This window comes from Geodermatophilus pulveris, from assembly GCF_900188375.1.
GTDB lineage: Bacteria > Actinomycetota > Actinomycetes > Mycobacteriales > Geodermatophilaceae > Geodermatophilus > Geodermatophilus pulveris.
The window spans coordinates 551,452-575,991 of record NZ_FZOO01000002.1; the positions used below are offsets into that span (position 1 = coordinate 551,452).

The following is a 24,540-nucleotide window of genomic DNA, read 5'->3' on the forward strand; positions in this document are numbered from 1 at the left end:
AGGCGAGGGCGGCCACCGCCGACGCCGCCAGCCAGAACCGCTCCAGATCCACGACCCGATGGTCGGGGGCCCGCGTCACCGGCTCGTCACGGGCGGCCGGGGGCCGGCGCCCGGGGCGTGCCCCGGCGCGACGACGCGCCGCGCTCACGTCGCCGCGACGACGACCTTGACCTGGCCCGCCGCAGGGCGGGCGGCGTGCTCGTAGGCGGACTGCGCGTCGTCCACGGGGAAGACGTGGCTGACGTACCCCTCGGTCAGCTCCGGGTGCGCACGCAGGTACTCCTCGGCGCGGGCCAGCACCCGCCGCCGCTCCCAGGTGATGCCCGACCGCAGCGTCAGGTTCTTGCGCAGCATCAGCCGCATCGGCACTGGGTAGACCAGCTCGTCGGGGACGCCGAAGTAGAAGACCTCCCCGCCGGGGGCCACGGCCTCCAGGGCGTGGGTGAGCGTGGCCGTCTGGTGGCCGGCGGCCTCCACGACGAGGTGGGGGCGGTCGGCGTCGGACAGGGACGCCGCCCACAGGTCGCTGGCGGCCCGCACCGGCTCGTCGACGCCGAAGGCGGCGGCGGTCCCCGACCGGTCGACGCGGTCGACGCCCACCACGCGCGCGGCCCCGGCCGACGTCGCGACGTGCGCGAACAGCAGCCCGATGGGCCCCTGGCCGATGACGGCGACCGTGCGGCCGGCGACGGGGCGCACCTGCTCCATGGCGTACAGGACGCAGGCCAGGGGCTGCAGCATGACGGCGGTGCGCGCCGGCAGCCGCCGGTCGTGGGCGTGCAGCCCGTCGCCGTCGCAGACGACGAGCTCGGCCAGGCCGTCGAAGCGCGGCGCCCAGCCGACCACGTCGTCGCCCACCCCGATCGCGGGGTGCCGGGAGGCCACGGCGGTGCCGGCGACCTCGTGCATCGGGAACCCCGGCGTGCCGAACTCGCGGGCGTCCGGGCCGAGGTCCGGGGACAGCCCGCCGCGGAAGAACGGCAGGTCGCTGCCGCAGATGCCCCCGGCGGCCAGCGCGACCAGCACCTCACCGGGGGCCAGCGCGTCCTCCCGGGGTGCCGGGACCTCGACCTGCTCCAGCTGGTGCGGGGCCACCAGCCGCTGCGCCCACATGCCCGCCCCCGACCGCCGCTCGGGCTCCTCCCGCGCCGGCGCGGGGCCCGCGTCGGTCACCGGTGCACCACGGGACGGGCGCCGGCGCGGCGGGCGCGGGCGGCCTCGGCCAGCTCGGCGAGCACCACCTCGGTCGTGTCGAGGTCGATGCAGGCGTCGGTGACGCTCCTGCCGTACTCCAGCGACCCGGGGCCGTCGCGGTCGAGGTCCTGGCGGCCCTCGACGAGGTTGCTCTCGACCATCACCCCGCGGATCGCCCGCTCGCCGCCGGCGACCTGCCCGGCCAGGTCGCGCACCACCTCGACCTGGCGCCGGTGGTCCTTGCGGCTGTTGCCGTGCGAGGCGTCGACGACGACCACCTCGGGCAGGCCGCGGGCGGCCAGCCGCCGCCGGGTGTCGGCGACGTGGTCCGCGGAGAAGTTGGGGCCGTCGGCCGCCCCGCGCAGGATGACGTGCGCGGTGTCGTTGCCGGTGGTCGACAGCTGGGCGCTCACCCCGTGGTGGTCGACGCCGAGGAACTCGTGCGGGGCCCGCGCGGTCAGCACGGCGGAGATGGCGGAGTCGATGCTGCCCTCCGGGGAGTTCTTGAAGCCGACGACCGACGAGAAGCCGGACACCCGCTCGCGGGCCGTCTGGTCGGTGACGTTGCGCGCGCCGACGCCGTTGTAGGTGACCAGCCCGTTGACGTACTGCGGCGTCAGCGCGTTGAGCGGCTCGGCGGCCACCGGCACGCCCAGGGCGGTGATCCGGCACATCAGCACCCGGGTCGCCACGAGCCCGACGCTGATCCGGCTGGACCCGTCGAGGAACGGGTCGTAGGCGAACCCCTTCCAGTCGACCTCGGTCCGCGGCTTCTCGGTGTAGGTCCGCATCAGGATCTCCAGGTCCGCGCCGTGCCGCTCGCGCATCCGGGCGAGGAAGGCGGCGTACTCCAGCGCCGCGGCCGGGTCGTGGATCGAGCACGGCCCGGCGATGACGGCCAGCCGGTCGTCGCGGCCGGCGACGACGTCGGCCGTCGCGCGGCGGGCCGCCCGCGTCGTGACGACCGACGCGGCCGGCAGCGGCACGACGGTCGCGACCGCGGCCGGCGTGACGACGACGCTCAGCCCGGTGATCCGGGTGTTCACCAGGTCGCCGAGGTCGGCGTCGTCGGCCTGCTCGACGCCCAGGCGCTGCCGGACGGCGGGCAGCAGCTCGGCCAGGGTGGCGTCGATCTGCGCGTTGACCCGCGTCTGCACCTCCAGCAGGGAGTCGGCGATCCGCGTCGCCACGTCCAGCACCGGGTCAGCCGCCATGGGCCCCATCCTCCCCCGTCCGGGCGGCGCACCCGAGGGGCGGCCCCTACGCTCGCCGCGTGTTCCTCCTCTTCGGCTTCGGCACCGGGCAGCGGGACCTGGGTCCCGGGGAGGTCCGCACCTGCCCGCGCTGCGGCAACACCAGCCAGTGGGGGCGGGTGCGCCGCTTCCGGCAGTTCAGCGTGTTCTTCGTGCCGGTCGCCCGGTGGGGACGGCGGGAGTACGAGGTCTGCGGCATCTGCGGCACCGCCGTCGAGGTCTGAGCCGGTCCCGGTGCCCGGCGCCTCGCCGCTGCAGGCGCGCGTCGCCTCGGCGCTCGGCGGGTCCGCGGACGCGCAGCGAGCCCTCGCCACGCTGCCCGCCCGCGCCCGGCGCCCCGCGGTGGTCCTCGCCGCGCTGCACGACCTCGCCCTCGCCGGGCACGCACCGGAGCTCGCCGCGGCCCACGCCGCCGGGGACGCCGACGCCGCCGCCCGCGCGGCCGTCGACACGCTGCTGCGGATGACCGACGCGGTCGCTGCCCTCGCCACCCGCCGGCGGGTCCGGGCCGACGAGACCGGGCGCGGCGCCGTGCTGTACCCGGCCGTCGCCGAGGCGGCGCGCCGGGTGGGCGCCACCGCGGTCGGGCTGGTCGCCGTGGGCTGCGGGGCCGGGTTCGACCTCCTCCTCGACCGCGTCGCCATCGGCTACGGCAACGCGCCCGACCTGGGCGACCCGTCGTCCCCCGTGCGGTCCTCCGCCGCCGTCGTCGGGGACCGGCCGGTCCCCCGGCGGCCGCTGCCGCGGGTCGTCGCCCGGGTCGGCGTCGACGCCGACCCGGTCGACGTCACCGACCCGGACGATGCCCGCTGGCTGCGCGCCTGCCTGCCCCCGGACCGACCGGAGCGGGCCGCCCGGCTCGACGCCGAGATCGCCCTGGCGGCCGCGGGCCCTCCGCTGCTGCTGCGGGGGGACCCCGTCGAGCTGCTTCGGGACGCCGTCGCCCGCGTGCCCCCGGACGCACTGCCCGTCGTCACCACCGCGTGGGCGCTGTCGCGCCTGCCGCCGGGGGGCCGGCTGCGCCTCCTGCACCGCCTGGACGAGGTGGCGGCCGGCCGGCCGGTGGCGTGGGTGTCCGCCGAGGGCGTCGGCGTCGCACCGGCGGTCCCGACGCTCGGCGACCGGCGTGCCTCCGGCCACAGCGTCGTCGGCCTGGCCGTGTTCGACGGGTCGGGACTGCACGTCGAGGCCGTCGGCCGCTGCTGGTCGAGGGGCCGCACGATCGCCTGGCTGGCCGACCCCTGAGCCGGCCGGCCCGGCCGCCGAGGGGAGTCGTGACGGTCCCGCCTGCCGCCCCCACCCTGCACACCGCCGGGCGGGGGTGTTCCGTGGTGTCCGGTACCCCCCATCCAGATCCGAGGAGAACTCCGCATGCGCGTCCCCGCCTACGCCGCCCCCGCCGCCGGCCGGCCGCTGGGACCCACCACCGTCGAGCGCCGGTCGGTGGGTCCGGACGACGTGCTGATCGAGGTCACGCACGCCGGCATCTGCCACTCCGACATCCACACCGTCCGCGGCGAGTGGGGCCCCCAGCCGTACCCGCTGGTGCCCGGCCACGAGATCGTCGGCGTGGTCGCCGAGGTCGGCCCGTCGGTCACCACCCACCGGGTCGGCGACCGGGTGGGGGTGGGCTGCATGGTCGGCTCCTGCCGCCGGTGCGCTCCCTGCCGCGCCGGGCAGGAGCAGTACTGCGTCGAGGGCATGGTCGCCACCTACGGCGGCGTGGACCGCGACGGCACCGTCACCCAGGGCGGCTACTCCACGCACGTCGTGGTCGCCGCCGACTTCGTGCTGCGGGTGCCCGACGGCCTGGACCCGGCGGCCGCCGCACCGCTGCTGTGCGCCGGCGTCACGACCTGGTCGCCGCTGCGCCACTGGGGCGCCGGGCCGGGCCGGCGGGTCGCCGTCGTCGGCCTCGGCGGGCTGGGCCACCTGGCCGTCAAGCTGGCCGCCGCGCTGGGCGCGGAGGTCACCGTGCTGTCGCAGTCGCTGAAGAAGCAGGAGGACGGCCTGCGGCTCGGCGCCCGGGACTACCACGCCACGAGCGACCCGGACACCTTCACGGCTCTCGCCGGACGGTTCGACCTGGTCGTCAACACCGTGAGCGCACCGCTCGACGTCGACGCGTACCTGTCGCTGCTGGCGGTGGACGGCGCGCTGGTCAACGTGGGCGCCCCCGCCGAGCCGCTCAGCGTGGACGTGTTCTCGCTGCTCACCAACCGGCGCACCTTCGCCGGCTCGATGATCGGCGGCATCGCCGAGACCCAGGAGATGCTGGACTTCTGCGCCGAGCACGGCATCGGCGCCGACGTCGAGGTCATCGCCGCCGACCAGGTCAACGACGCCTACGAGCGGGTGCTGGCCTCCGACGTCCGCTACCGGTTCGTCATCGACACCGCGACCCTGCGGTGACCGTCCTCGCCGTCGTGGGCGCCGGCCGCGGCCTGGGCGCCGCGGTCGCGCGCCGCTTCGGCCAAGTGGGCTTCGACGTCGCCCTGCTGGCCCGCAGCCAGGAGCGCGTCGACGCGCTGGCCGGCGAGCTGGGTGCCGAGGGCATCGGGGCCCGCGGCTTCGCCGCGGACGTCCGCGACCGCGCCTCGCTGTCGGCGGCCCTGGACCGGGCGGCCGACACCCTGGGACCGGTCGAGGTGCTGCAGTACAGCCCGATCCCGCAGCCGGAGTTCCTGCGCCCGGTGCTGGAGACGACCCCGGAGGACCTGGCCGCCGCGCTGGAGTTCTCCGTCCACGGCCCGGTCACCGCGGTCACGCGGGTGCTGCCGGGCATGCGGGCCCTGGGCCGCGGCACGGTGCTCCTCGTCAACGGCGGCAGCGCTGCCCGACCGGACCCCCGGGTCGCCGGCACGTCGGTCGCCTTCGCCGGCGAGTCGGCCTACGGGCAGATGCTGCACGACGTGCTGGCGGGCGAGGGCATCCACGTCGGGCAGCTGGTCGTCCCGGGTGCGATCACGCCCGGGGACGCGCGCACCGACCCCGCCGTGCTCGCCGACACGCTGTGGGCGATGCACACCGAGCGGGACGGGTTCCGCCGCCTCGCCCGCGACCTGGACGCCTGAGCCCGATGCGACCCCGGAGGACCGGCCGATGACCTACCCCGCACCGCGGCACCTGGGACCCGGCGTGGCGACCGCCGCCCTGCGCCCGGGGTCGGCCGGCCCGGACCTGCGGTTCACCCGCGGCGGCGCCGTGCACCACCTGGCCACGCAGGCCTCGACCGGCGGCGACTACGGCCTGTTCCGGTGGGACATGGCCGCCGCCCCCAGCGGGCCGGAGCCGCACTTCCACCGGGGCATGTCCGAGGCGTTCTACGTCCTGGAGGGCACCGTCGCGCTGTTCGACGGGCGCCGCTGGACCGACGCCGTCCCGGGTGACTTCCTGCACGTGCCGCCCGGCGGCGTCCACGCCTTCCGCAACGAGTCCGGGGCGCCGGCGTCGATGCTCATGCTGTTCACCCCAGGCGCGCCGCGGGAGAGCTACTTCGCCGAGCTGGAGGAGATCGCCGCGCGGGGCCGCACCCTGACCGGCCAGCAGTGGACCGAGCTCTACGCCCGGCACGACCAGGTCATGGTCGACGTCGACACGCTGCCGGGCCACCGGCGCGGCTGAGCAGCACCGGCGTCCGGTGCGCGGGCGCCGGGAACCGCGTTGCGGCACCGGGCTGTACGGCCGACGCTGTCCGCCGTGCTCCGGCCCCTGCGCGACGGCGACCTCCCCGCGGTGCGCGACCTCGTCGTCGCGGCCGGCATGGTCACCGCCGAGGAGGCTCCCTTCCTCGACGACGTGCTCGGACCCCTCACCGGGACACCCGGTCTGCCTCGTCGGCGACCCCGGGGACCCATCCGCCCCGGCGACGCTGACGGCGGTCGTCTACTACCGGCCCGAGGAGGCCGCCGACCGCGTGTGGGACCTCACCATGATCGCGGTGCACCGGCCCGCCAGGGTCGCGGCACCGGGCAGGCACTCATGCGGCACGTGGAGGCCGACCTGTCCGGCCGGGGCGCGCGCCTGCTCGCCGTCCGGACCTCGGGCACCGACCGGTACGCCGGCACCCGCGCGTTCTACGACCGGTGCGGCTACGACCGGGCCGCGCGTGTCCCGGACTGGTGGACCGACGGCGACGACCTGGTGCTGTTCAGGAAGCGGCTGGCCCCCCGGGCGGGGTGAGCGGGTCCGCCGGCTGGGACGATGGCGGACGTGTGCACGGTGGTGGTGCGGTGGGCCCCGGGCACGCCCACGCGCATCCTCGCCCTGCGGGACGAGCTGGTCGGCCGGGAGTTCGACGACCCCGGCCGCTGGTGGCCCGAGCACCCGGACCTGGTCGGCGGCCGGGACGGCGTCGCGGGCGGGACCTGGTGCGCCACCCACGTCGGCAGCGGCGTCACCGCGCTGGTGCTCAACCGGCCGCAGAAGCCGACCGCTGAGCCGGGCGCACCCAGCCGTGGCGTGCTTCCGCTGTTGGCCGTTGAGCACGGCCCGGACTGGCCGGCGGCGATCCGCACCGAGGGCATGGCGAGCTTCCTCCTCGTCCTCGCCGGGCCGGACGGGCTGACCACCTGGGACTCCGACGGCGGGCGGACGGTCCGGACCGACCACCCGGAGGGCACCTGGATGGTCACCTCCGGGGGCCCTGAGGACCGCAAGGCCGACACGTTCCTCCCGCTGTTCACCGCGGCCGGCTACCCGGACGGCTGGCGCGAGCTGGTGCGCAGCGCGCCCCCGCGCGACGACCCGGGTGCCCTGCTGGTCCGGCACGAGCAGGACGGCAGGGTCTTCGCGACGGTCTTCGGCGAGCTCATCGACGCCCGGCCGGGCCGGCTGGCCCTGGAGTACAGCCGCCGGCCGTGGCTCGGCCCGTGGCAGCCCCTGGCCGTCGGCTGATCACCCCGTCGCGACCAGCACGGTGCCGCCGAGCGCGCCGAGGACGCCGAGGGCGGGGAGCAGCCGGAGGCGTTCCCGGAGCACGAGGGTCGCGACGAGGACCGCGACGACGGGGTCGAGGGAGGCCAGGGGCCCCACGACGGCCAGCGGGCCCCGGTCGACCGCGAGGGTGACCAGGACGTCCGCGCCGACGTCGACCAGCCCGACGAGCGTGGCCGGGACGACGAGGGAGCGTTCGGGTCGCGGGCAGGCGCGGGTGTGCCGGGTGGCCGCCAGGAGGGTCACTCCGAGCGCCCCGGCCTGGACGGCCAGCGCAACGACCAGCGCGACGTCGACCGCCCCCCGACCCGCCCCGGGCAGGACCGCGCGCCCCGTCGCGCGCTCGAGGACGACGGAGAACAGGCCGAACGCCAGGGCCGCCAGCGTGGCCAGCACCACGGACGAGCGGGCGTCCCCGGCCCGGGCCGCCGGCATGCACCCGTCGTCCACGGGGACGGGCTGGGCCACGTTCCGGGCCCGCCACCGGGGCCCGCGCCGGGTGCCTGCCCGGGGCGACACCTGGCCTGCTTCGGCGGCCCCGAGGTCCTCGACGTCGTCGACCGGCCCGACCCGGTCCCTGCCGACGGGCAGCAGCTCTTCGACGTCTCCACGGCCGGCGTCAACTACGCCGACACCCACCACCTCCTGTCCTGAGACGCACATGAGCCAGATGGACAGAGTGCGAACTCAGCTCGTGTCCAAGGACGCGGCTCCGACCTCTATCGGGAGCAGCTGCGCCGCTGAGAGCACATGGACCTCCCGACCCGCGCTCCTCGTCCTGTCGCTCGCCGTACAGCAAGCCAGGGGGCTCACCAGCACCCTGCTCGACTTCGGCGGCGACCGACTCGGAGAGCTACGTCCACTCCTCGCTCAGGACGTGACGGTGGACGCCGCCGGATCCTCCGCCCCGCGTCAGACATCTCGCAGGTCATGCCGCCCTCAGCCGCGATGGACACGCAAGGCGGTGGAGCAGCGACACGTGAGCGAGCAGGCGTGCGTCACAGGAGCACTGTGACCGGCGCTCCCGTGCGTGGACAGCCACTCAGGGCGCACCGGAGGTCACTGCGGGACTGCGTGACGTTCGGATGATGACTCTGCGCGCGTCGCCGGATGGACGGACCTTGTCGGCCGTCGAGGGGAGTGCCAGCCTGGTCTCCCATCTGGCCGGGAGGCACATCATGTCCCGCAGTCACGTCGACGCGCTGAACGCGACCCTGACGCAGGCGCTGGAGAAGAACGACTCCGGTCTGCTGGCCTCCATCTACTCGCCGGATGCCCGCTTGCTGCCTCCGGGGTCGGATCCGGCAACGGGACAGGGGATCCAGGCGTACTGGCAGAGCGTCATGGACATGGGCGTCACCGGGGGCCGACTGGAGACAGTCAGCCTCGAGGAACGGGACGACCTGGCGGTGGAGGAGGGGCGTTACGAGATGCAGGTCGGCTCCGAAGTCGTCGATGAGGGGAAGTACGTCGTCGTCCACCGCCGGCAGCCTGACGGTGATTGGAAGCTCGCTATCGACATCTGGAACTCCAACCAGTCGCCGCAGACGCCCCCGACTGGCTAGCACCCCGAGCCTTCCGAGAGCCCAAGGCGGCCAGCGCACGCCTTCCTGACGCCGATCCGTGCCGTCGTCTGCTCGAACTCGGCGCCATGCCTGTCTGACGCCGTTCGACTGCGACAAGGTCCGGACAACCGCCTGCACCGCGACGCTCCCAGGGAGAAGCGGATGCGCCGCGATCACCGCAGCGTGGTCGCGCCGATGACGAACCGGTAGCGGCCCTCGACCTGCCCGGCCGAGGACCGCTCGGACCTCCGCCTGACGGTCTACACGGCCGTCCCCGGGTCGGCGTCGGAGGACCGCCTGAAGGTGCTGGCGAGCTGGGCGGCGACGCAGGCGACGCCGTCGGCGGCCGGACAGCGGCTCCGACGGCCGACCAGCCTTGGTCGGGCGCACCGAGGGCGCGGTTCGTCCGGACGCACTCACCCAGCCTGCCCTCATGCGTGCCGTGCAGATCACCCGCTTCGGCGGCCCCGAGGTCCTCGACCTCGTCGACCTGCCCGACCCGGTCCCCGCCGACGGGCAGCAGTTGTCCGACGTCTCCACGGCCGGCATCGACTTCGCTGATACCCACCACCGCGTGTCCTGAGACCCACCAGAGCGAGCCGGGCCGGACGACTCCCGGCACAGTCCCGGGTGACAGGGTCAGGGCAGGTCGGCCGCCGAGGCGACCGCGTCGACGGCGGTCGCCGCCCAGCTGGCCAGCAGCTTGAGGCCGTCCTCCGACGGTGAGCCGGGTTCGGCGGTGTAGATGGTCAGGCGGAGACCGGACCGGTCCTCGGCGGGCAGGTCGAGGGTGCAGTAGGTGAGGTCGACGGTGCCGACGACCGGGTGGCGGAACTGCTTGGCGCCGTTGTGGTGGATGCGGACGTCGTGTGCGGCCCAGCGCGTCCGGAACTCCTCGCTGACCGTCGAGAGCTCCCCGACGAGCTCGCGCAGCTGCGCGTCGTGCGGACGGCGGCCTGCCTCCGCCCGCAGCAGGGCGACGGTGATGCCGGCCGCGCCCTGCCAGTCGGGGTAGAAGTCGCGCGCCCGCGGGTCGAGGAACTGGAACCGGGCGAAGTTCGCCTGCCCCCGCGGGTTGTCGAACAGCGGGAAGTGCAGCGCCCGCCCCAGGGTGTTCGTGGCGACGATGTCCAGGCGGCCGTTCGCGACGAACGCGGCCGAGCCCGTCATCGTGTCCAGCATCCACTGCACCTGCGGCTGGATGGTCGCCTTGGCGCGGCGCTGCGGGGTGCGGTTCGGCTTGGCGGCGCGGGCCAGGTCGAACAGGTAGGTCCGCTCGGCGTCGTCGAGCTGCAGCGCCCGGGCGACGGCTTCCAGCACGTCCTCGGAGACGCCGGCGATGTGGCCCTTCTCCAGCCGGGTGTACCAGTCCGTGCTCACCCCGGCGAGGACGGCGACCTCCTCGCGGCGCAGACCCGGTACCCGTCGCCGTCCTCCCCCGGGCAGCAGCCCGGCCTGCTCCGGCGTGATCCGGGCGCGGCGGCTGGCGAGGAAGTCGCGGATGTCGGCGCGGTTGTCCACGGCCGCGACGCTACGTCGCCCCGCCGCTGGAGGGAGGTCGAGCTTGTACCCCCCACAAAGCCGCCCTCCCACGGCGGAGGACGGAGGCGTTCCGTGGAGCCAGCGCCCCACCGACCCAGGAGGACGACCCGACGTGAGGTCCCACCTCGTTCTCGCCACCACCTCGCTCCTGGCCCTGCTGCTCGCATCCGGCTGCGGCAGCGACGGGGGTCCGGCCCCCGCCGGTGGCGAGGCCACGGGCACCCGCGGCGCAGCCACCCCGACCAGCACCGCAGCAGCCCAGGAGGAGCCCGTGCCCAGCCGGTTGACCGTCGGCGACCAGGAGGCGACCGGCACCCTCGACCCCAACCCGGCCGCCCGTGACCTGGTGTCCCTGCTCCCGCTCACCGTCCCGATGGGCGACCTCTTCGGCCGCGAGAAGCCGGGCCCGCTGCCCCGGGCGCTGACCGGTGAGGTGGAGCCGGTCCTCACGTACCGGGTCGGGCAGATCGCCTACTGGCCGCCCGGTCGCGACTTCTTCGTCGTCTACGACGGGGACGCGTTGCCGGTGCCCGACCCGGGCCTCGTCCCGCTGGGCACCGTCGACTCCGGGCTCGACGTCGTCGCCGCCGCCGGCGCGGACTTCGACATGACCATCACCGTCCTCGACTGACTCGACGCCCTCCACGCGTCACCGCGCCCGCCGCACCGCGGGCGTCCGACCCTGCACCGAAGGAGCACCACGACATGCGCGTCAACGCCTACGCCGCCCCCGCCGCCGGGGAGCCCCTGGCCCCCACCACCATCGAGCGCCGGGACGTCGGCCCGGACGACGTCCTCATCGAGATCGAGTTCGCCGGCATCTGCCACTCCGACATCCACACCGTCAACGGCGACTGGGGCCCGCAGCCCTTCCCCGTCGTCCCGGGCCACGAGATCGTCGGCGTCGTCGCGGAGGTCGGCGCCGACGTCACCCGGCACCGGGTGGGTGACCGCGTCGGCGTCGGCTGCATGGTGAACAGCTGCGGCGAGTGCGCCAACTGCCTGGGCGGCGACGAGCAGTACTGCGTCCAGGGCATGGTCGCCACCTACGCCGGCACCGACCGCGACGGCAGCACGACCCAGGGCGGCTACTCCACCCACGTCGTCGTGGACGCCGGCTACGTCCTCACCGTCCCCGAGGGCATCGAGGCGTCCGCCGCCGCACCGCTGCTCTGCGCCGGCATCACCACGTACTCGCCGCTGCGCCGCTGGGGCGCAGGCCCCGGCAGGCGGGTCGCCGTCGTCGGCCTCGGCGGGCTGGGCCACATGGCCGTCAAGCTCGCGCACGCCATGGGCGCCGAGGTGACCGTGCTGTCGCAGTCGCTGAAGAAGCAGGAGGACGGCCTGCGGCTCGGGGCTGACGCCTACTTCGCGACCAGCGACCCGGACACGTTCGCGGAGCTGGCCGGCCGGTTCGACCTGATCCTCAACACCGTCAGCGCGCCGATCGACGTGAACGCCTACCTGTCGCTGCTCGCCGTCGACGGCGCGCTGGTCAACGTCGGGGCACCCGCCGAGCCGCTGGCCGTGAACGCGATGTCGCTCATCGGGGGCCGCCGCACGTTCGCGGGCTCCATGATCGGGGGGATCGCCGAGACCCAGGAGATGCTCGACTTCTGCGCCGAGCACGGCATCGGTGCCGAGGTCGAGGTCATCACCGCCGACCACGTCAACGAGGCCTACGAGCGCGTGCTGGCCTCCGACGTCCGCTACCGGTTCGTCATCGACGCCGCGACCCTGCGGTGACGTCGGACCAGCTGACCCGGCCGGTCGGGCCGGCGGCACCGACCGCCGACCCGACCGGACGGCTCCCGCTCGTCGTGTACGTGCTGGCCGTCGGCACGTTCCTCATGCTCACCACCGAGTTCGTCGTCGCCGGCCTGCTGCCGGAGATCGCCGGCGACCTCCAGGTGAGCGTGGCCCAGGCCGGGCTGCTCATCACGGTGTTCGCCGTCGGCATGGTGGTCGGCGCGCCGACGATGGCGCTGCTGACCCGGCGGATGCCGCGACGGACGACGCTGGTGCTCGCGCTCGTCGTGTTCGCGGTCGGCCACCTCGTGGTCGCCGTCGGCTCCAGCTTCGCGCTCCTGCTGGCCGCCCGGTTCGTCACGGCCTTCGCCACCGGGGCGTTCTGGGCGGTGGCGTCGGTGGCGGCCACCCGCGCCGCCGGTCCCGGCTCCAGCGCGCGAGCCCTCGGTCTGGTGGGCGCCGGCGGGATGCTCGCCAACGTCCTCGGGGTGCCGCTGGGGGCGTTCGCCGGCCAGCTGTCGACCTGGCGGGGACCGTTCTGGGCCCTCGCCGCTCTGGCGCTGGCCGCCGTGCCGCTCATCGCGCGGCACGTGCAGCGGGACGACGACGAGCAGCAGCCGGTGCCGCTGCGGTCGGAGCTCGGTGCGATGCGGTCCGGCCGGCTGTGGCTGGTGCTCGCCGCGTGCGCGACCACCACCGGCGGCGTGCTGTCGGTCTACTCCTTCATCTCCCCGCTGCTGACCGACCGCGCCGGCCTCGCGCCCTCCTGGGTGCCGCTCGTGCTCGTCGGGTTCGGCGTCGGCTCGCTCGTCGGCACGGTCCACGGCGGCCGGCTCGGCGACGCCCGGCCGCACACCACCACCATCGCGGTCGCCGCGTCGACCACCGTCGTGCTGCTGGCGCTCTGCCTGCTTGCGACCCACCCCCTGCCGACGGTGCTGCTGGTGGTCCTGCTCGGGCTGCTCGGGCTGAGCGCCAACCCGGTGCTGTCGGCGCTCGCGGTCCGCTTCGCCGGCGTGGCCCCCACGCTCGGCGTGGCCATGTCGGTCGCGGCCTACGACCTCGGCACCGCGATCGGTTCCGGGGCCGCCGGCTCCGCGCTCGACTCCGGGCTCGGCGCCACCGGCCCGGCCGTGGTCGGGACGGGCATCGCCTCGCTCACCCTCGTCCCCACGATCACCATCGCGGTGGTCCGTCGCCGACGGCTCGCGGGAGGCCGGCCGTGAGCACCTCCGCCCGTCGACGGCTCCGGCCGCGGTCGCCTCGCACGGCGGCTCGCCTAGCCTGACCTGCATGCGCGCAGGCCGGATCACTGAGGTCGGGGGTCCCGAGGTCATGGACGTCGTCGACCTCCCCGATCCGACCCCGGGGGACGGTGAGCAGCTGTTCGAGGTGTCGGCCGCGGGCATCGACTTCGCCGACACCCACCACCGGGAGTCGTGAGACGTACATCAGGTCCCGCTGGCCTGGCCGCCCAGAGACGATCACCGCGTGGGCCGGTGACGCCGGGCCGACCCGGCGGGGTCGAGTCGGACGCACGGAGGACTGTCGGGCACGCGCCGGGGCGGTCGTGGGGTCGGATGCCTCACAGGAATTGCACGAGCCCGGCCGACCAGTAGATGCAGAAGACGAGCGGGAGCGCCAGCGTCAGTCCCGTGGGTCGCGACAGGTTCACCAGCGCCTTCTTCGGCCGGCCACGCGCGCGCGTGTCGCCAAATCGATTCAGTGCTGCAGGAGCGACGCAGGTCATCCCCTCGATTCGGCGACCGATGGCGACGAGCTCATCGCGCCACTCGAGGATCCAGTAGTAGGAACTGCCCCACAGGCCAAGCCAGCACACCGAGAGGGCCAGACCGAGCCCAGCCACGGCGGACCCACTGTCGACCATTGCCTTCGATCGGTCCAGGGCCGCGAAGCCCGCGACGACGAGGATGAACAAGTTCATCCTCGTGACAAACAGGTCGAGATCCTTCTCATAGTGTCGCTGCGCGGAGTCGTACGAACGCCAGAGACTCTCGATCCGCTGCTGCGAGGACACCGCGGTCGTTTCCGCGGGGCGAGATCCCTCGGTCGCGTCGTGTACAGCGTCGAGACTCCGCGGGGAGTGCGACCGCGCTCTCCAGTCCTCAGCAGCCTGCACGGAGAGCTGAACGACATGGCTGGACGGGCGCCCGCTGTCGACCGGTTCAAACAGCTCGTGGTCGGGTCGATAGTCGGTCAGTAACCCATAGACACGCTTGCCCGCCTTCAAGGCGATGTTGGTCTCAATTCGAGTGCCCTCGTTGTCGCCCACCGAGATCAGCGCCTCACTGGCCCCCACGACCGCGAAGTTCCGCGCCTCGCCCAACCCAGTGGGGATGATTCTTGTGAGGAATGCGTTTCCTTCCCGGCGCTCCAGGGACGGCAGAAATCCATAGGCGCGCCCGCCCATACAGCGCGCTCCTCTGGCTGCGGCGAGCATGACGCCACCCTTGCCGCCGTTGACCACCGTTGCGCCGACTCTTGCAAGTTCCTCACCGATCCGCTGGGCGACGTCGAAGACCGCGGAGTCAACCGCAGAGTCCCCAGGTCCGATGACACCGACCCAAGGTTCCTCCGCATACTGCCTCGTTCGCTGACGACGTCCTCTCTCAAGGAAGCCGAGCATGGTGGACACCTCTTTCCAGTCGCATGTCAGGCGATGTGGCGTGGGCTCCCGCTGCGGACCTGCCGCCGAGAGTGGGCGGCGGTCGCCGGTCCGACACCGAGGTCCGGGGGTAACGACCAACCCGAGGGCCAGCCGGTATGGGGACCACGAGCGATGATCCGTGACGGCTCCGCCTGCTCGACGGTTGCCTTGCCGTGGGCGCCGCTACGGCTCAGTCCATCTCACCGTGCGACTCCACGACCCATGCGGTGCAGCCTCACCGTCACTGCGGAGATCCGCGGACGGGAACGTCTCCTCAGCTTCCAGGCAGGAGACTCCGCCGCCGAGACGGGGTTCTCCCCGCCGCACCTAGGCTCACGTACATGCGCGCTGTGCAGATCACCCGCTTCGGCGGCCCCGAGGTCATGGACCTCGTCGACCTGCCCGACCCGGTCCCCGCCGACGGGCAGCAGCTGTTCGACGTCTCCACGGCCGGCGTGAACTTCGCAGACACCCACCAGACCGAGGACAGCTACCTGGCCCCGCAGCAGCTGCCGCTGGTGCCCGGTGCGGAGTTCGTCGGGACGCTGGCCGGGGGCGGCCCGCGGGTGGTCGGCCTGCTCGACGGCGGCGGCTACGCGCAGCGCGTCGCAGCGCACCCGCGGCTGACCTGGCAGGTGCCCGAGGGGGTGAGCGACGAGCAGGCGCTGGCCGTCGTCCTGCAGGGGGCCACCGCTTACCACCTGCTGCGCACCAGCGCACACCTGGCCGCCGGGGAGACCGTCGTCGTCATCGCCGGCGCCGGCGGGGTCGGTTCGCTGGCCGTGCAGCTGGCCCGCCGCTGGGGCGCGGGGCGGGTGATCGCCACCGCGTCCAGCCCGGAGAAGCGCGAGCTGGCCCAGCAGCTCGGCGCGGACGCCGCGGTGGACCCCGCGCTGGCCGACGGCGACCCGAGGACCTTCACCGCCGCGCTGCGCGAGGCCAACGGCGGCCGGCCGGTCGACGTCGTCCTGGAGATGACCGGCGGCGACGTCTTCACCGGTTCCGTGGCCGCGCTGGCCCCGTTCGGCCGGGTGGTCACCTACGGGATGGCCGCCCGCCAGGAGACCGCCCTCGTCGCCCCGGGGATGCTGCTGCAGAAGAGCCGCGCGGTCGTGGGCTTCTGGCTGGCGCACTGCATGGCCCGCCCGGCGATGCTGGACGACGCCATGGCCGAGCTGCTGCCGCTGGTCGCCGACGGCGCGCTGCGGCCGGTGGTCGGCGGGCGCTACCCGCTGACCGCCGTCCGCGAGGCGCACCAGGACCTGCTGGCCCGCCGCACCACCGGCAAGCTCGTCCTCGACCCCGCCCGCTGAGGCACCGTTCCGCTCCGGGCCGCCCCGCGGCGCTCGGCGCGGTACGCACGAGGTGTCCCGGGGGACCCGTGCCCTGCCCAGCACGGTGGGCAGAGCACGAGCATCCCGGCAGGTGCGCCTGCCACCAGAGGTGGCACCGTCACAGCAGGCGGTTGGTCCAGAGCAGGCTGAGGACGACGCCGAGCAGCGCCAGCAGCACCCCGCCGCGGACGAACCAGTAGCTGACGTCGCGCGGCTCGGTGGTGTAGCCGATCTGGCTGCCGAGGTCCTGGTAGACCTCCTCGAGCTCGGCGGCGCTGACCGCCTGGCTGTAGCTGCCGCCGGTCTGCTCGGCGATGTTCTCCAGCGTCGCGCGGTCCACCGGCACCGGCACCCGCTCGCCGTCGAGGTCGAGCGTGCCGTAGTCGGTGCCGAAGGCGATGGTGGAGACCGGGATGCCGGCGTCCAGGGCGGCGTCCACCGCCTGGGTGTCGGGGCGGCCCACGGTGTTGTACCCGTCGGAGAGCAGCACGATCCGCGCCGGCGGCACCTCCTCGCCCTCGGCGTCCAGCGAGGTCTGGAAGTTCTCGATCGCGGTCAGCGAGGTGAACACCGCCTCGCCGATCGCCGTCGACTCGGCCAGCTCGAGGTTGTCGATCGCGGCGCGCACCTGGGCGCGGTCGGTCGTCGGGGTGACCACCGTGGTCGCCGTCCCGGCGAAGGACACCAGGCCGAGGTTGATCCGCTCGGGCAGCACGTCGACGAACTCCTTGGCCGCCACCTGCATCGCCTCGAACCGGCTGGGCTCGATGTCGGTGGCCTGCATCGACAGCGACACGTCGACGGTCATGATCACCGTCGCCTGCTCCCGCGGTACCCGCACCTCGGTGCTGGGCACGGCCAGCGAGACGACCAGCGCGGCCAGCGCCAGCGCGACCAGCCCGAACGCCAGGTGCCGCCGCCAGCCCGGGCGGCGGGGCACCAGCGTGCCGAGCAGCGCGACGTTGGTGAACCGCGCCGCGTAGGCCGTGCGGCGCCACTGCAGCACCACGTACAACGCCACCAGCGCGACGACGGCGAGCAGGCCGAGCAGCCACCACGGGGCCTGGAAGGTCATCGGGACGCCCCCCCGGAACCGGCCCGCCGACGGTCGGCGACGAAGCGGACCACGTCCATGAGCCAGTCGCGGTCGGTGCGCAGCTGCAGGTGCCCGGCACCGGCGCGGCGCAGCGCGGCCGCGATCGCCCGCCGCTGGGCCGCGGCGCCCTCGGCGAACCGGGCGCGGAACGCGGCGTCCCCGGTCGGCACCTCCAGCGTCTGCCCCGACTCCGGGTCGACGACGGTGAGCAGGCCGACGTCGGGCAGCTCCAGCTCCCGCGGGTCGACCACCTCGATGGCCAGCAGCTCGTGCCGGGCCCGCAGGCCGCGCAGGGGGCGCTCCCAGTCCGGGCCGCCCCCGGCGTCGGAGCCCAGGAAGTCCGACACGACGACGACCAGCCCGCGGCGGCGCGGCGGCCGGCGCAGCGACTCCAGCGCGGCGGCCAGGTCGCCCCGGCGCCCGCCGGCCGCCCGCGGCGTGGCCACGACCCCGCGCAGCAGCCGGTCGGCGGCCAGCCGACCGGCCGTCGCCGGGTACCGGTCCACCCGCTCCCCGGTGGTGACCACGGCGCCCAGCCGGTTGCCGCCGCGGATGGTGAGGTGGCTGACCGCCGCCAGCCCCGCGACGGCCAGGTCGCGCTTGGTGCAGTTCGCGGTGCCGAAGTCCAGGCTGGCCGACAGGTCGACCACCGCCCAGGTCTCCAGCTCGCGGTCGGCGATCGTCTCGCGCACGTGCGGCACCTGGGTGCGGGCGGTCACCGGCCAGTCCATCCGCCGGACGTCGTCCCCCGGGTGGTAGGTGCGCGAGTCGCCGGCCTCGCTGCCCGACCCGGGCACCAGCCCCAGGTGGTCGCCCTGCAGCAGGCCGTCCAGGCGGCGCCGCACGGTGAGCTCGAGGCGTTGCAGCAGCACGTCGGAGGGGCCCTCGCCGACGTGCGGCGGCGCCCCGGCGGCGTCCGGGACGGGCGCGGCCGGGTCCGGGACGGTCGCCCGGCGGGAGCGGCGACGCAGGATCACGCCGGCGCGGGCCCGCGGTCGCCGTCCGCGGCCCCGTCGGGGCGCCCCTGCGGCGGCGGGCCGGACGGCCCGGCGAACGGCCCACCGGGCTGGCCGGGGGCGGGCCGGCCGGGGCCGAACTGGCCGTACTGCTGCCCACCCGGGGCGCCGTACGGCGGGCCGAACTGCGGCGACCCGGGAGGGGGCCCGCCGAAGGGCCCGCCGAAGGGCCCGCCGAACGGCGCGGGGGGCGGGACCGACGGCCCGCCGGGTCCGGCCGGGCCGAAGCCGTCCGAGCGCTGGCGGGGCGCCACCTGGGGCAGGGGCACGGTCTGCAGGATCCGCCGGACCACGTGGTCGGCGGGCACGCCGTCGGCCAGCGCGTCGTAGGAGAGCACCAGCCGGTGGCGCAGCACGTCGGCGGTGACGTCGAGGACGTCCTGCGGCAGCACGTAGTCGCGGCCCCGCACCAGCGCCAGCGCCCGCCCGGCGGCGATCAGCCCGAGGGAGGCCCGCGGGCTGGCGCCGTAGGAGACCCAGGAGGCGACGTCCTCCATGCCGTGCTCGCGCGGGACGCGGGTGGCGATGACCAGCCGGACGACGTAGTCCACCAGCGCGTGGTGCACGAACACCTGCGAGGCGGTGCGCTGCATGCGCACCAGGTCGTCGGGGCCCAGCACGGTCTCCGCGACCGGCGGGTTGGCGCCCATCCGGTAGATGATCTCGCGCTCCTCCTCCGGGCTCGGGTAGTCGACGAGCACCTTCATGAGGAACCGGTCGCGCTGGGCCTCCGGCAGCGGGTAGACGCCCTCGGACTCGATCGGGTTCTGGGTGGCCAGCACGAGGAAGGGGTCCGGCAGCGGGTGGGTCACCCCGCCGATGGACACCTGCCGCTCGGCCATCACCTCCAGCAGGGCGGACTGCACCTTGGCCGGGGCGCGGTTGATCTCGTCGGTGAGCACGAAGTTGGCGAAGACGGGGCCGAGCTCGGTGTCGAAGGCGTCCTGCCCGGCCTTGTAGATGCGGGTGCCGATGATGTCGGCCGGCACCAGGTCGGGGGTGAACTGCAGGCGGGCGAAGCGCCCGCCGACGACGGTGGCCAGCGTCTCGACGGCGAGGGTCTTCGCGACGCCGGGGACGCCCTCGAGCAGCACGTGCCCGCGGGCCAGCAGGGAGACCAGCATCCGCTCGACCAGCCGGTCCTGGCCGACGATGACCCGCTTGATCTCGAAGAGCACGCGCTCCAGCCGGGCGGCGTCGACCGACGGCGGGACCGGCTGGCCGGCGGACTGCTCGAGCGAGGTGCTGGCGGCGCTGCTCACGGAACTCCCTGGTCGTGCCGGTCCGCGGCCTCGGGTCCCGGGGGCTGGCTCCGGGGGTCCTGAGAGGCCGGCGACGGACGGCGGTGCCCGTCCCGGCCAGTGTCCTACACGGAGCCGGACGGCAGCCGGCGCGCACGCAAGCGGACCGACCGATCACGGGGGGTTGCAGACGCGGGGTGTCGCACGGTCGGGGGCGCACATCTGCCCGTGACCTGCGCCGACTGCTAACCTCGCACCTGCGTCGGGCAGCTCCCCCCGTGGCTGCCCGACGCCCCGACCTCCGACTCCCCGGCTACCCGGTGGGTCGCACGGCGCCGTAGTAGTGCCGGCCGAACCACATCGCCGAGGTGCGCACGACGTCGCCGCTCTGCGGGGCGTGCACGACCTGGCCGCCGCCGACGTAGAGCGCCACGTGGTAGATCGACGTGTGGTCCGCGGTCTGGCCCCAGAACACCAGGTCGCCCGGCCGCAGGTCGGCGGCGGCCACGGTCTGGTGCCGGAAGCGCCAGAACTGCTCGCGGCTGGTGCCGCCGATCCGGATGCCGGCCCGCGCGTAGGCGTACTCGGTCAGCCCCGAGCAGTCGAAGCCGTGGACGTCGGTGTCCGGCGGGATGCCGAACGAGGGCCCGGTGCTGCCGCCGCCGCCCCAGCTGTAGGGCAGCCCGCGCTGGCTCTCCGCCGCCGCGACCGCGGTCGCCACCGCCGAGGCCAGGGGCGCGCCGGCCGTGGTCCCGGTGCCGGTCGGCGGGCGGCTGCCGGTGGACCCGCCGGACGACGGCGGCCGGGTGGCCGCCGGGCCGCCCGGCGGGGCCGCGGGGGCCGGCGACCGGCTGCCGGCCTGCGACGAGCCGGGCGCCGGTGCGGCGGTCCGCGCCGCCGCGGTGGCCGCGGCACGGGCGGCGGCCGCGGCCTGCGCGCCCTCGGCACCGAGGAGCAGCGCCTCCGCCTCGGCCAGCTCGACCTCCAGCACCTGGCGCCGGTCGGCCAGCTCGGCGGCCTGGGCGCGCGCGGAGACCTCCAGGGACTGCGCCCGGGCCAGCGACCCGGCGGCCGCGGCCTCGGCCTCGTCGGCGGCCTGCACGGCGACCCGCGCGGCGTCGGAGGCCGCGGCGGCCTGCCGCTCCAGGACGGTCAGCTCCGTGAGGACGTCCACCCGGTGGCTGCCCGCGGCGTGCAGCAGCGCTGCCCGCTCCACCAGCTGGGCCGGGCCCTCCGCGCTGACCAGCGCGGCCGCACCCGGGGCGGTGCTGCCCTGCATGTAGCTCGACCGCGCGAAGGCGACCACCTGCGCCCGGCCGCGGGCCAGCTCGGCGGCGGCCCGCTCGGCGGCCGAGGCCGCGGCGTCGGCCGCCGCCCGGGCCCCCTGCTGGGCGGCCCGGCGCACCTCGTACTCCTGCAGCGCGATCTGCGCGCCGCGCCGGGCGGCGTCCACCCGGCCCTGGGCCTGGGCCAGCTGCGCGCCGATCTCGGCCACGCGGGCGGCCGCGGCGTCCCGCCCGGCCTGGGCCTCGGCGACCGGGGTGTCTCCCGGGGCGGCCAGCGCCGGCCCCGGGACGAGGACCGCGACGACGAGCGCGGTCACCGCCGTCCCGGCCCCGCGCACCAGCCAGCCGCGGCTGCCGCCCCGGCCGTCCCGCCCGTCCGTCCGTCCCACGTGCCGCACCCCTCGTCGACCCGGCGCCCGGAGGCACACTGCGGTGCCGGATCGACGGGCGGGAGGCGGGGCTTGAGCGGGGGCTCACCCGTTCAGGGGACGTCGGGGAGTCGACGGCGCCGTCCGCCCGCGACGGTGGGACGGGTCGCCGCCCTAGATCTCCCGGTCGGCGTCGGCCCAGAAGGACTCGCGCAGCTTGAACTTCTGGATCTTCCCGGTGGCGGTGCGGGCCAGCTCGTCGCGGAACTCGACCCGCTTGGGGATCTTGTAGCCGGCGATCCGGCCCCGGCAGTGGGCGACGATCTCCTCCGCGGTGACCTGCCGGCCCTCGGCGACCACCACCAGCGCGGTGACCATCTCGCCCCACCTGTCGTCGGGGACGCCGATGACCGCGACCTCCGCGACCGCCGGGTGGCTGAAGACGACGTCCTCCACCTCGATCGAGGAGACGTTCTCCCCGCCGGTGATGATCACGTCCTTCTTGCGGTCGGAGATGGTCAGGTACCCGCCGTCGTCGATCGTGCCGCCGTCGCCGGTGTGGAACCAGCCGCCCTCCAGCGCCTCGGCCGAGGCGTCGGGGTTCTGCCAGTAGCCGGCCAGCACGGTGTTGCCGCGCGCCAGCACCTCGCCGCTGTCGCTGGTGCGCAGCCGGGTCCCCAGCGCCGCCACCCCGGCCCGGGACAGCCGCCGGGCGCGCTCCTGCGGGTCCAGCTCGTCGTACTCGGCGCGCGGCCGGTTGACGGTGAGCAGCGGGGCGGTCTCGGTGAGCCCGTAGATCTGGTTGAACTCCCAGCCCAGCTCCTCCTCGACCCGCGCGATCGTCTTCGACGGCGGCGGGGCGCCGGCCACGATGATCCGCACCCGGTCGCGGCCGGGGACCTCGCCGTCCCACTCGGCCGCGGCGTCCAGGACGGCGTTCCACACCGCCGGCGCCCCGGCCATCACGGTGACCCCGTGCTGCTCCACCCGGCGCAGGATCTCCGCGCCGTCGACCTTGCGCAGCACCACCTGGCGGGCACCCAGGCCGGCCGTCGCGTACGGCAGCCCCCAGCCGTTGCAGTGGAACATCGGCAGCGTGTGCAGGTAGACGTCGCGGTCGCCGATCTGCATGTGCATGCCGAAGACGACCGCGTTGACCCACTCGTTGCGGTGCGTCATCTGCACGCCCTTGGGCCGGGCCGTCGTCCCGCTGGTGTAGTTGATCGTGGCGGTGGCGTCCTCGTCGGGCTCGGACCACGGCACCGGCTCGGTGTCGAAGCGCAGCAGCTGCTCGTACTCCTCGCCGGTGGTGAACCGGTGCTCGGCCTCCACCCGCTTGAGCGCGGGCTCCAGCTCCGGGTCGACGAGCACCATCCGGGCGCCGCTGTGCCCGACGATGTACTCGACCTCCTCGGTGGACAGCCGGAAGTTCACCGGGACGACCACCCGCCCGGACGACGGCAGCGCCAGCAGGCACTCCAGCAGCCGGCCGGCGTTGTGGCTGACGACGGCGATCCGCTCGCCCTCCCCCACGCCGAGCTCGTCCAGCCCGGCCTGCAGCGCGCGGCCGCGGCGGGCGACCTCCCGGTAGGTCAGCTCGCCCAGCGAGGGGGCCGGCTGGTTCGGCTCGTCGACGACGCCGATGCGGTCGCCGTAGACCAGCTCGGCGCGGTCGAGGAAGTCACGGGTGGTCAGGGGGACGCGCATCGCGGAGCTCCCGGGTCCTCGGGCCGACCTCCGAGGTCAGCCGCTCGACGTGGTGCCCGTCACGGTAGCGGCCGCCCCGCCGTCCGGCGTCCCCCGGATCAGCCGAGCAGCGCCCACAGCGCGGCGGCGGTCCCCGCCGTGGCCGCGACCGCCCGCACGGTGTCCACCCGCAGCAGCCGCCGGTGCGCGGCGCCGTCCCACCCCTCGCCCAGCCGGCGGTGCAGCGGGACGGCGCCGAGCGCGGTGGCCGCCAGCACGACGGCCAGGCACGCCGCCCCCGCGAGCACGGGGAGCAGCGGCGTCCCGCCGGGCCGGTCGGCGAGCAGCCACAGCGTGCTGAGGCCCTGGCCGGCGAACAGCGGACCCACCACCCGGGAGACCCGCTGCTGGTGGCGGCGCTCGTAGGCGGGGAAGACCTCCGGCGGGACCTGCCCGAACTGCGGGTAGACCAGCGCGCGGACGGTCCACTGGAACCCGGCGTAGGCCGCGGTCAGCGCCAGGTGCACGGCCAGCAGCGTCACCGCTTGCCGCGCCACGTGAGGCTCTGCGCGTCCAGCTCGCGCAGCAGCGGGTCGCCCTCGGCGGCGATGCGCTCGGCGAGCGCCACCGCCGCGGCCAGCCGGTCGTCGTCCAGCTGCGCGAAGGCCGGCGACCGGCGGCGGTCGAGCACGTCGTACCAGCGGCCGCCGACGGCGTGGTCGAGCACGATCCGGCCGAAGCAGTGGTCGGCGGTGACCACCCAGCGGCCGGCGCGGGCCCGGCGCGGCAGCTCGTCGAGCACCAGCTGCCGGTAGCGCGCCAGCAGGGCCTCCCGGCTCACCGGGCCAGCAGCCGGGGCAGCGACGTCCCGATCGGCTCGCGGACGACGAGGTCGGCCAGCGGGTCGTAGGGCGTCGGCTCGGCGTTGACCACGACGACCCGCGCGCCGGACCGCGCGGCCAGGTCGACGAGCCCGGCCGCCGGGTGCACGGTCAGCGAGGTGCCGACGGCGAGCAGGACGTCGCAGTCGGTGGCCGCCTCCGCGGCGGCCTCGACCACCGCCGGGTCCAGAGCCTGCCCGAAGCTCACGGTCGCGGACTTGAGGACGCCGCCGCAGACCCGGCAGGCGGGGTCGGGCTCACCGGCGTCCACCCGGGCCAGCGCCTCGGCCATCGTCGTCCGGTCGCGGCAGGCCAGGCACTCGACCTCGTGCACCGTGCCGTGCAGCTCGACCACCAGCTCCGCCGACGACCCGCCCGCCTGGTGCAGGCCGTCGACGTTCTGGGTGAGCAGCGCCCGCAGCCGGCCCTGCCGCTCCAGGTCGACCAGCGCCCGGTGCCCGGCGTTGGGCCGCGCGCCGGGTGCGGTGTCCCGGCGCATCAGCCAGGCGCGGCGGCGGACGTCGGGGTCGGCGACGTAGGAGGACAGCGTGACCAGTTCCTCCGCATCCGGGTCCCGGGTCCACAGCCCCTGCGGCCCGCGGTAGTCGGGGATGCCGCTGTCGGTCGAGATCCCCGCACCGGTGAGGACGGTCACCCGCCCGGCGTCGGTCAGCCAGCTCGGCACCTGCACGGCCTCCACGGTAGGAGACCGCCGCGGCGCGGGCC

27 protein-coding genes are annotated in these 24,540 nt (G+C 75.4%); 14 read left to right on the forward strand and 13 right to left on the reverse strand.

Features of this window, described 5'->3' with window-relative positions:
• Nucleotides 1-144: 144 nt before the first annotated feature.
• Nucleotides 145-1,173, reverse strand: a complete 1,029-nt coding sequence (locus tag CHB98_RS06105; RefSeq protein WP_245820947.1) for a zinc-binding dehydrogenase — start codon at nt 1,171-1,173, stop codon at nt 145-147.
• Nucleotides 1,170-2,408, reverse strand: coding sequence for a 3-deoxy-7-phosphoheptulonate synthase (locus CHB98_RS06110; protein ID WP_245820948.1), 1,239 nt, complete (start codon nt 2,406-2,408; stop codon nt 1,170-1,172). Before CHB98_RS06110 ends, CHB98_RS06105 begins: the two co-directional genes overlap by 4 nt.
• Nucleotides 2,409-2,467: 59 nt before the next feature.
• Here CHB98_RS06110 and CHB98_RS06115 point away from each other — a divergent pair, with 59 nt between their 5' ends.
• The 7 genes from CHB98_RS06115 to CHB98_RS06145 all read left to right on the forward strand — a co-directional run bounded on the left by CHB98_RS06115 (nt 2,468) and on the right by CHB98_RS06145 (nt 7,343).
• Nucleotides 2,468-2,671, forward strand: coding sequence for a zinc-ribbon domain-containing protein (locus CHB98_RS06115; protein ID WP_089304687.1), 204 nt, complete (start codon nt 2,468-2,470; stop codon nt 2,669-2,671).
• Nucleotides 2,672-2,681: 10 nt separating this feature from the next.
• Nucleotides 2,682-3,692, forward strand: coding sequence for a DUF2332 domain-containing protein (locus tag CHB98_RS06120; protein ID WP_089304688.1), 1,011 nt, complete (start codon nt 2,682-2,684; stop codon nt 3,690-3,692).
• A 126-nt stretch (nt 3,693-3,818) separates the two neighbouring features.
• Nucleotides 3,819-4,859 (forward strand): NAD(P)-dependent alcohol dehydrogenase, encoded by a 1,041-nt coding sequence (locus CHB98_RS06125; RefSeq protein ID WP_089304689.1) that lies wholly within the window; start codon nt 3,819-3,821, stop codon nt 4,857-4,859.
• Nucleotides 4,856-5,521, forward strand: coding sequence for an SDR family NAD(P)-dependent oxidoreductase (locus CHB98_RS06130; RefSeq protein WP_089304690.1), 666 nt, complete (start codon nt 4,856-4,858; stop codon nt 5,519-5,521). Before CHB98_RS06125 ends, CHB98_RS06130 begins: the two co-directional genes overlap by 4 nt.
• A 28-nt stretch (nt 5,522-5,549) precedes the next feature.
• Nucleotides 5,550-6,071 (forward strand): cupin domain-containing protein, encoded by a 522-nt coding sequence (locus CHB98_RS06135; RefSeq protein ID WP_089304691.1) that lies wholly within the window; start codon nt 5,550-5,552, stop codon nt 6,069-6,071.
• A gap of 138 nt (nt 6,072-6,209) precedes the next feature.
• A complete protein-coding gene (locus CHB98_RS22875) occupies nt 6,210-6,629 on the forward strand; it encodes a GNAT family N-acetyltransferase (protein WP_342744014.1) in 420 nt (139 codons plus the stop codon).
• A gap of 30 nt (nt 6,630-6,659) precedes the next feature.
• A complete protein-coding gene (locus tag CHB98_RS06145) occupies nt 6,660-7,343 on the forward strand; it encodes an NRDE family protein (RefSeq protein ID WP_245820949.1) in 684 nt (227 codons plus the stop codon).
• Here the strand turns inward: CHB98_RS06145 and CHB98_RS06150 are convergent, their stop codons facing one another.
• Nucleotides 7,344-7,817 (reverse strand): EamA family transporter, encoded by a 474-nt coding sequence (locus tag CHB98_RS06150; protein ID WP_089304693.1) that lies wholly within the window; start codon nt 7,815-7,817, stop codon nt 7,344-7,346.
• Nucleotides 7,818-8,470: 653 nt separating this feature from the next.
• Here CHB98_RS06150 and CHB98_RS06160 point away from each other — a divergent pair.
• Both CHB98_RS06160 and CHB98_RS06165 read left to right on the forward strand, forming a co-directional pair.
• Nucleotides 8,471-8,947, forward strand: coding sequence for a YybH family protein (locus tag CHB98_RS06160; protein WP_245820950.1), 477 nt, complete (start codon nt 8,471-8,473; stop codon nt 8,945-8,947).
• Between the two features lie 433 nt (nt 8,948-9,380).
• Entirely contained in the window at nt 9,381-9,530 is a 150-nt protein-coding gene (locus CHB98_RS06165) for a Zn-dependent oxidoreductase (RefSeq protein WP_089304694.1), read from the forward strand.
• A gap of 56 nt (nt 9,531-9,586) precedes the next feature.
• On the opposite strand, the gene CHB98_RS06170 is transcribed toward CHB98_RS06165, so the two are convergent.
• Nucleotides 9,587-10,468, reverse strand: a complete 882-nt coding sequence (locus tag CHB98_RS06170) for a helix-turn-helix transcriptional regulator (protein ID WP_089304695.1) — start codon at nt 10,466-10,468, stop codon at nt 9,587-9,589.
• Between the two features lie 133 nt (nt 10,469-10,601).
• On the opposite strand from CHB98_RS06170, the gene CHB98_RS06175 reads away from it, so the two are divergent.
• From CHB98_RS06175 to CHB98_RS06190, 4 genes are all read left to right on the forward strand, one after another.
• Nucleotides 10,602-11,120, forward strand: coding sequence for a cyclophilin-like fold protein (locus CHB98_RS06175; RefSeq protein WP_089304696.1), 519 nt, complete (start codon nt 10,602-10,604; stop codon nt 11,118-11,120).
• Between the two features lie 74 nt (nt 11,121-11,194).
• The gene (locus CHB98_RS06180; protein ID WP_089304697.1) at nt 11,195-12,235 is read left to right on the forward strand and encodes an NAD(P)-dependent alcohol dehydrogenase; all 1,041 of its coding nucleotides are present in this window, start codon (nt 11,195-11,197) and stop codon (nt 12,233-12,235) included.
• On the forward strand, nt 12,232-13,464 hold the full coding sequence (locus CHB98_RS06185) for an MFS transporter (RefSeq protein WP_245820951.1): 1,233 nt from the start codon (nt 12,232-12,234) through the stop codon (nt 13,462-13,464). Before CHB98_RS06180 ends, CHB98_RS06185 begins: the two co-directional genes overlap by 4 nt.
• A 67-nt stretch (nt 13,465-13,531) precedes the next feature.
• Nucleotides 13,532-13,681 carry a Zn-dependent oxidoreductase gene (locus CHB98_RS06190; RefSeq protein WP_089304698.1) on the forward strand — a complete coding sequence of 50 codons (150 nt, stop codon included), beginning with the start codon at nt 13,532-13,534 and terminating at the stop codon, nt 13,679-13,681.
• Nucleotides 13,682-13,823: 142 nt separating this feature from the next.
• Here the strand turns inward: CHB98_RS06190 and CHB98_RS06195 are convergent, their stop codons facing one another.
• Entirely contained in the window at nt 13,824-14,885 is a 1,062-nt protein-coding gene (locus CHB98_RS06195; RefSeq protein ID WP_143424962.1) for an SLOG cluster 4 domain-containing protein, read from the reverse strand.
• Nucleotides 14,886-15,247: 362 nt separating this feature from the next.
• Between CHB98_RS06195 and CHB98_RS06200 the strand changes: the two genes are divergently transcribed.
• Nucleotides 15,248-16,219 (forward strand): quinone oxidoreductase family protein, encoded by a 972-nt coding sequence (locus tag CHB98_RS06200; RefSeq protein ID WP_089304700.1) that lies wholly within the window; start codon nt 15,248-15,250, stop codon nt 16,217-16,219.
• Nucleotides 16,220-16,358: 139 nt separating this feature from the next.
• Here the strand turns inward: CHB98_RS06200 and CHB98_RS06205 are convergent, their stop codons facing one another.
• The 8 genes from CHB98_RS06205 to CHB98_RS06240 all read right to left on the reverse strand — a co-directional run bounded on the left by CHB98_RS06205 (nt 16,359) and on the right by CHB98_RS06240 (nt 24,505).
• Nucleotides 16,359-17,315, reverse strand: coding sequence for a VWA domain-containing protein (locus CHB98_RS06205; protein WP_089304701.1), 957 nt, complete (start codon nt 17,313-17,315; stop codon nt 16,359-16,361).
• The gene (locus CHB98_RS06210) at nt 17,312-18,313 is read right to left on the reverse strand and encodes a DUF58 domain-containing protein (protein WP_245820952.1); all 1,002 of its coding nucleotides are present in this window, start codon (nt 18,311-18,313) and stop codon (nt 17,312-17,314) included. The genes CHB98_RS06205 and CHB98_RS06210 overlap by 4 nt, the downstream gene beginning before the upstream one ends.
• On the reverse strand, nt 18,310-19,614 hold the full coding sequence (locus CHB98_RS06215; protein ID WP_089304702.1) for an AAA family ATPase: 1,305 nt from the start codon (nt 19,612-19,614) through the stop codon (nt 18,310-18,312). The genes CHB98_RS06210 and CHB98_RS06215 overlap by 4 nt, the downstream gene beginning before the upstream one ends.
• 292 nt (nt 19,615-19,906) lie before the next feature.
• Nucleotides 19,907-21,268 (reverse strand): C40 family peptidase, encoded by a 1,362-nt coding sequence (locus tag CHB98_RS06220; RefSeq protein WP_089304830.1) that lies wholly within the window; start codon nt 21,266-21,268, stop codon nt 19,907-19,909.
• A 153-nt stretch (nt 21,269-21,421) separates the two neighbouring features.
• On the reverse strand, nt 21,422-22,954 hold the full coding sequence (locus CHB98_RS06225; RefSeq protein ID WP_089304703.1) for an AMP-binding protein: 1,533 nt from the start codon (nt 22,952-22,954) through the stop codon (nt 21,422-21,424).
• 98 nt (nt 22,955-23,052) lie between these two features.
• Nucleotides 23,053-23,490, reverse strand: coding sequence for a DUF1772 domain-containing protein (locus CHB98_RS06230; protein ID WP_245820953.1), 438 nt, complete (start codon nt 23,488-23,490; stop codon nt 23,053-23,055).
• Nucleotides 23,472-23,774 carry a hypothetical protein gene (locus tag CHB98_RS06235; protein WP_089304705.1) on the reverse strand — a complete coding sequence of 101 codons (303 nt, stop codon included), beginning with the start codon at nt 23,772-23,774 and terminating at the stop codon, nt 23,472-23,474. The genes CHB98_RS06230 and CHB98_RS06235 overlap by 19 nt, the downstream gene beginning before the upstream one ends.
• A complete protein-coding gene (locus CHB98_RS06240) occupies nt 23,771-24,505 on the reverse strand; it encodes an SIR2 family NAD-dependent protein deacylase (RefSeq protein ID WP_089304831.1) in 735 nt (244 codons plus the stop codon). The genes CHB98_RS06235 and CHB98_RS06240 overlap by 4 nt, the downstream gene beginning before the upstream one ends.
• Nucleotides 24,506-24,540 lie beyond the last annotated feature (35 nt).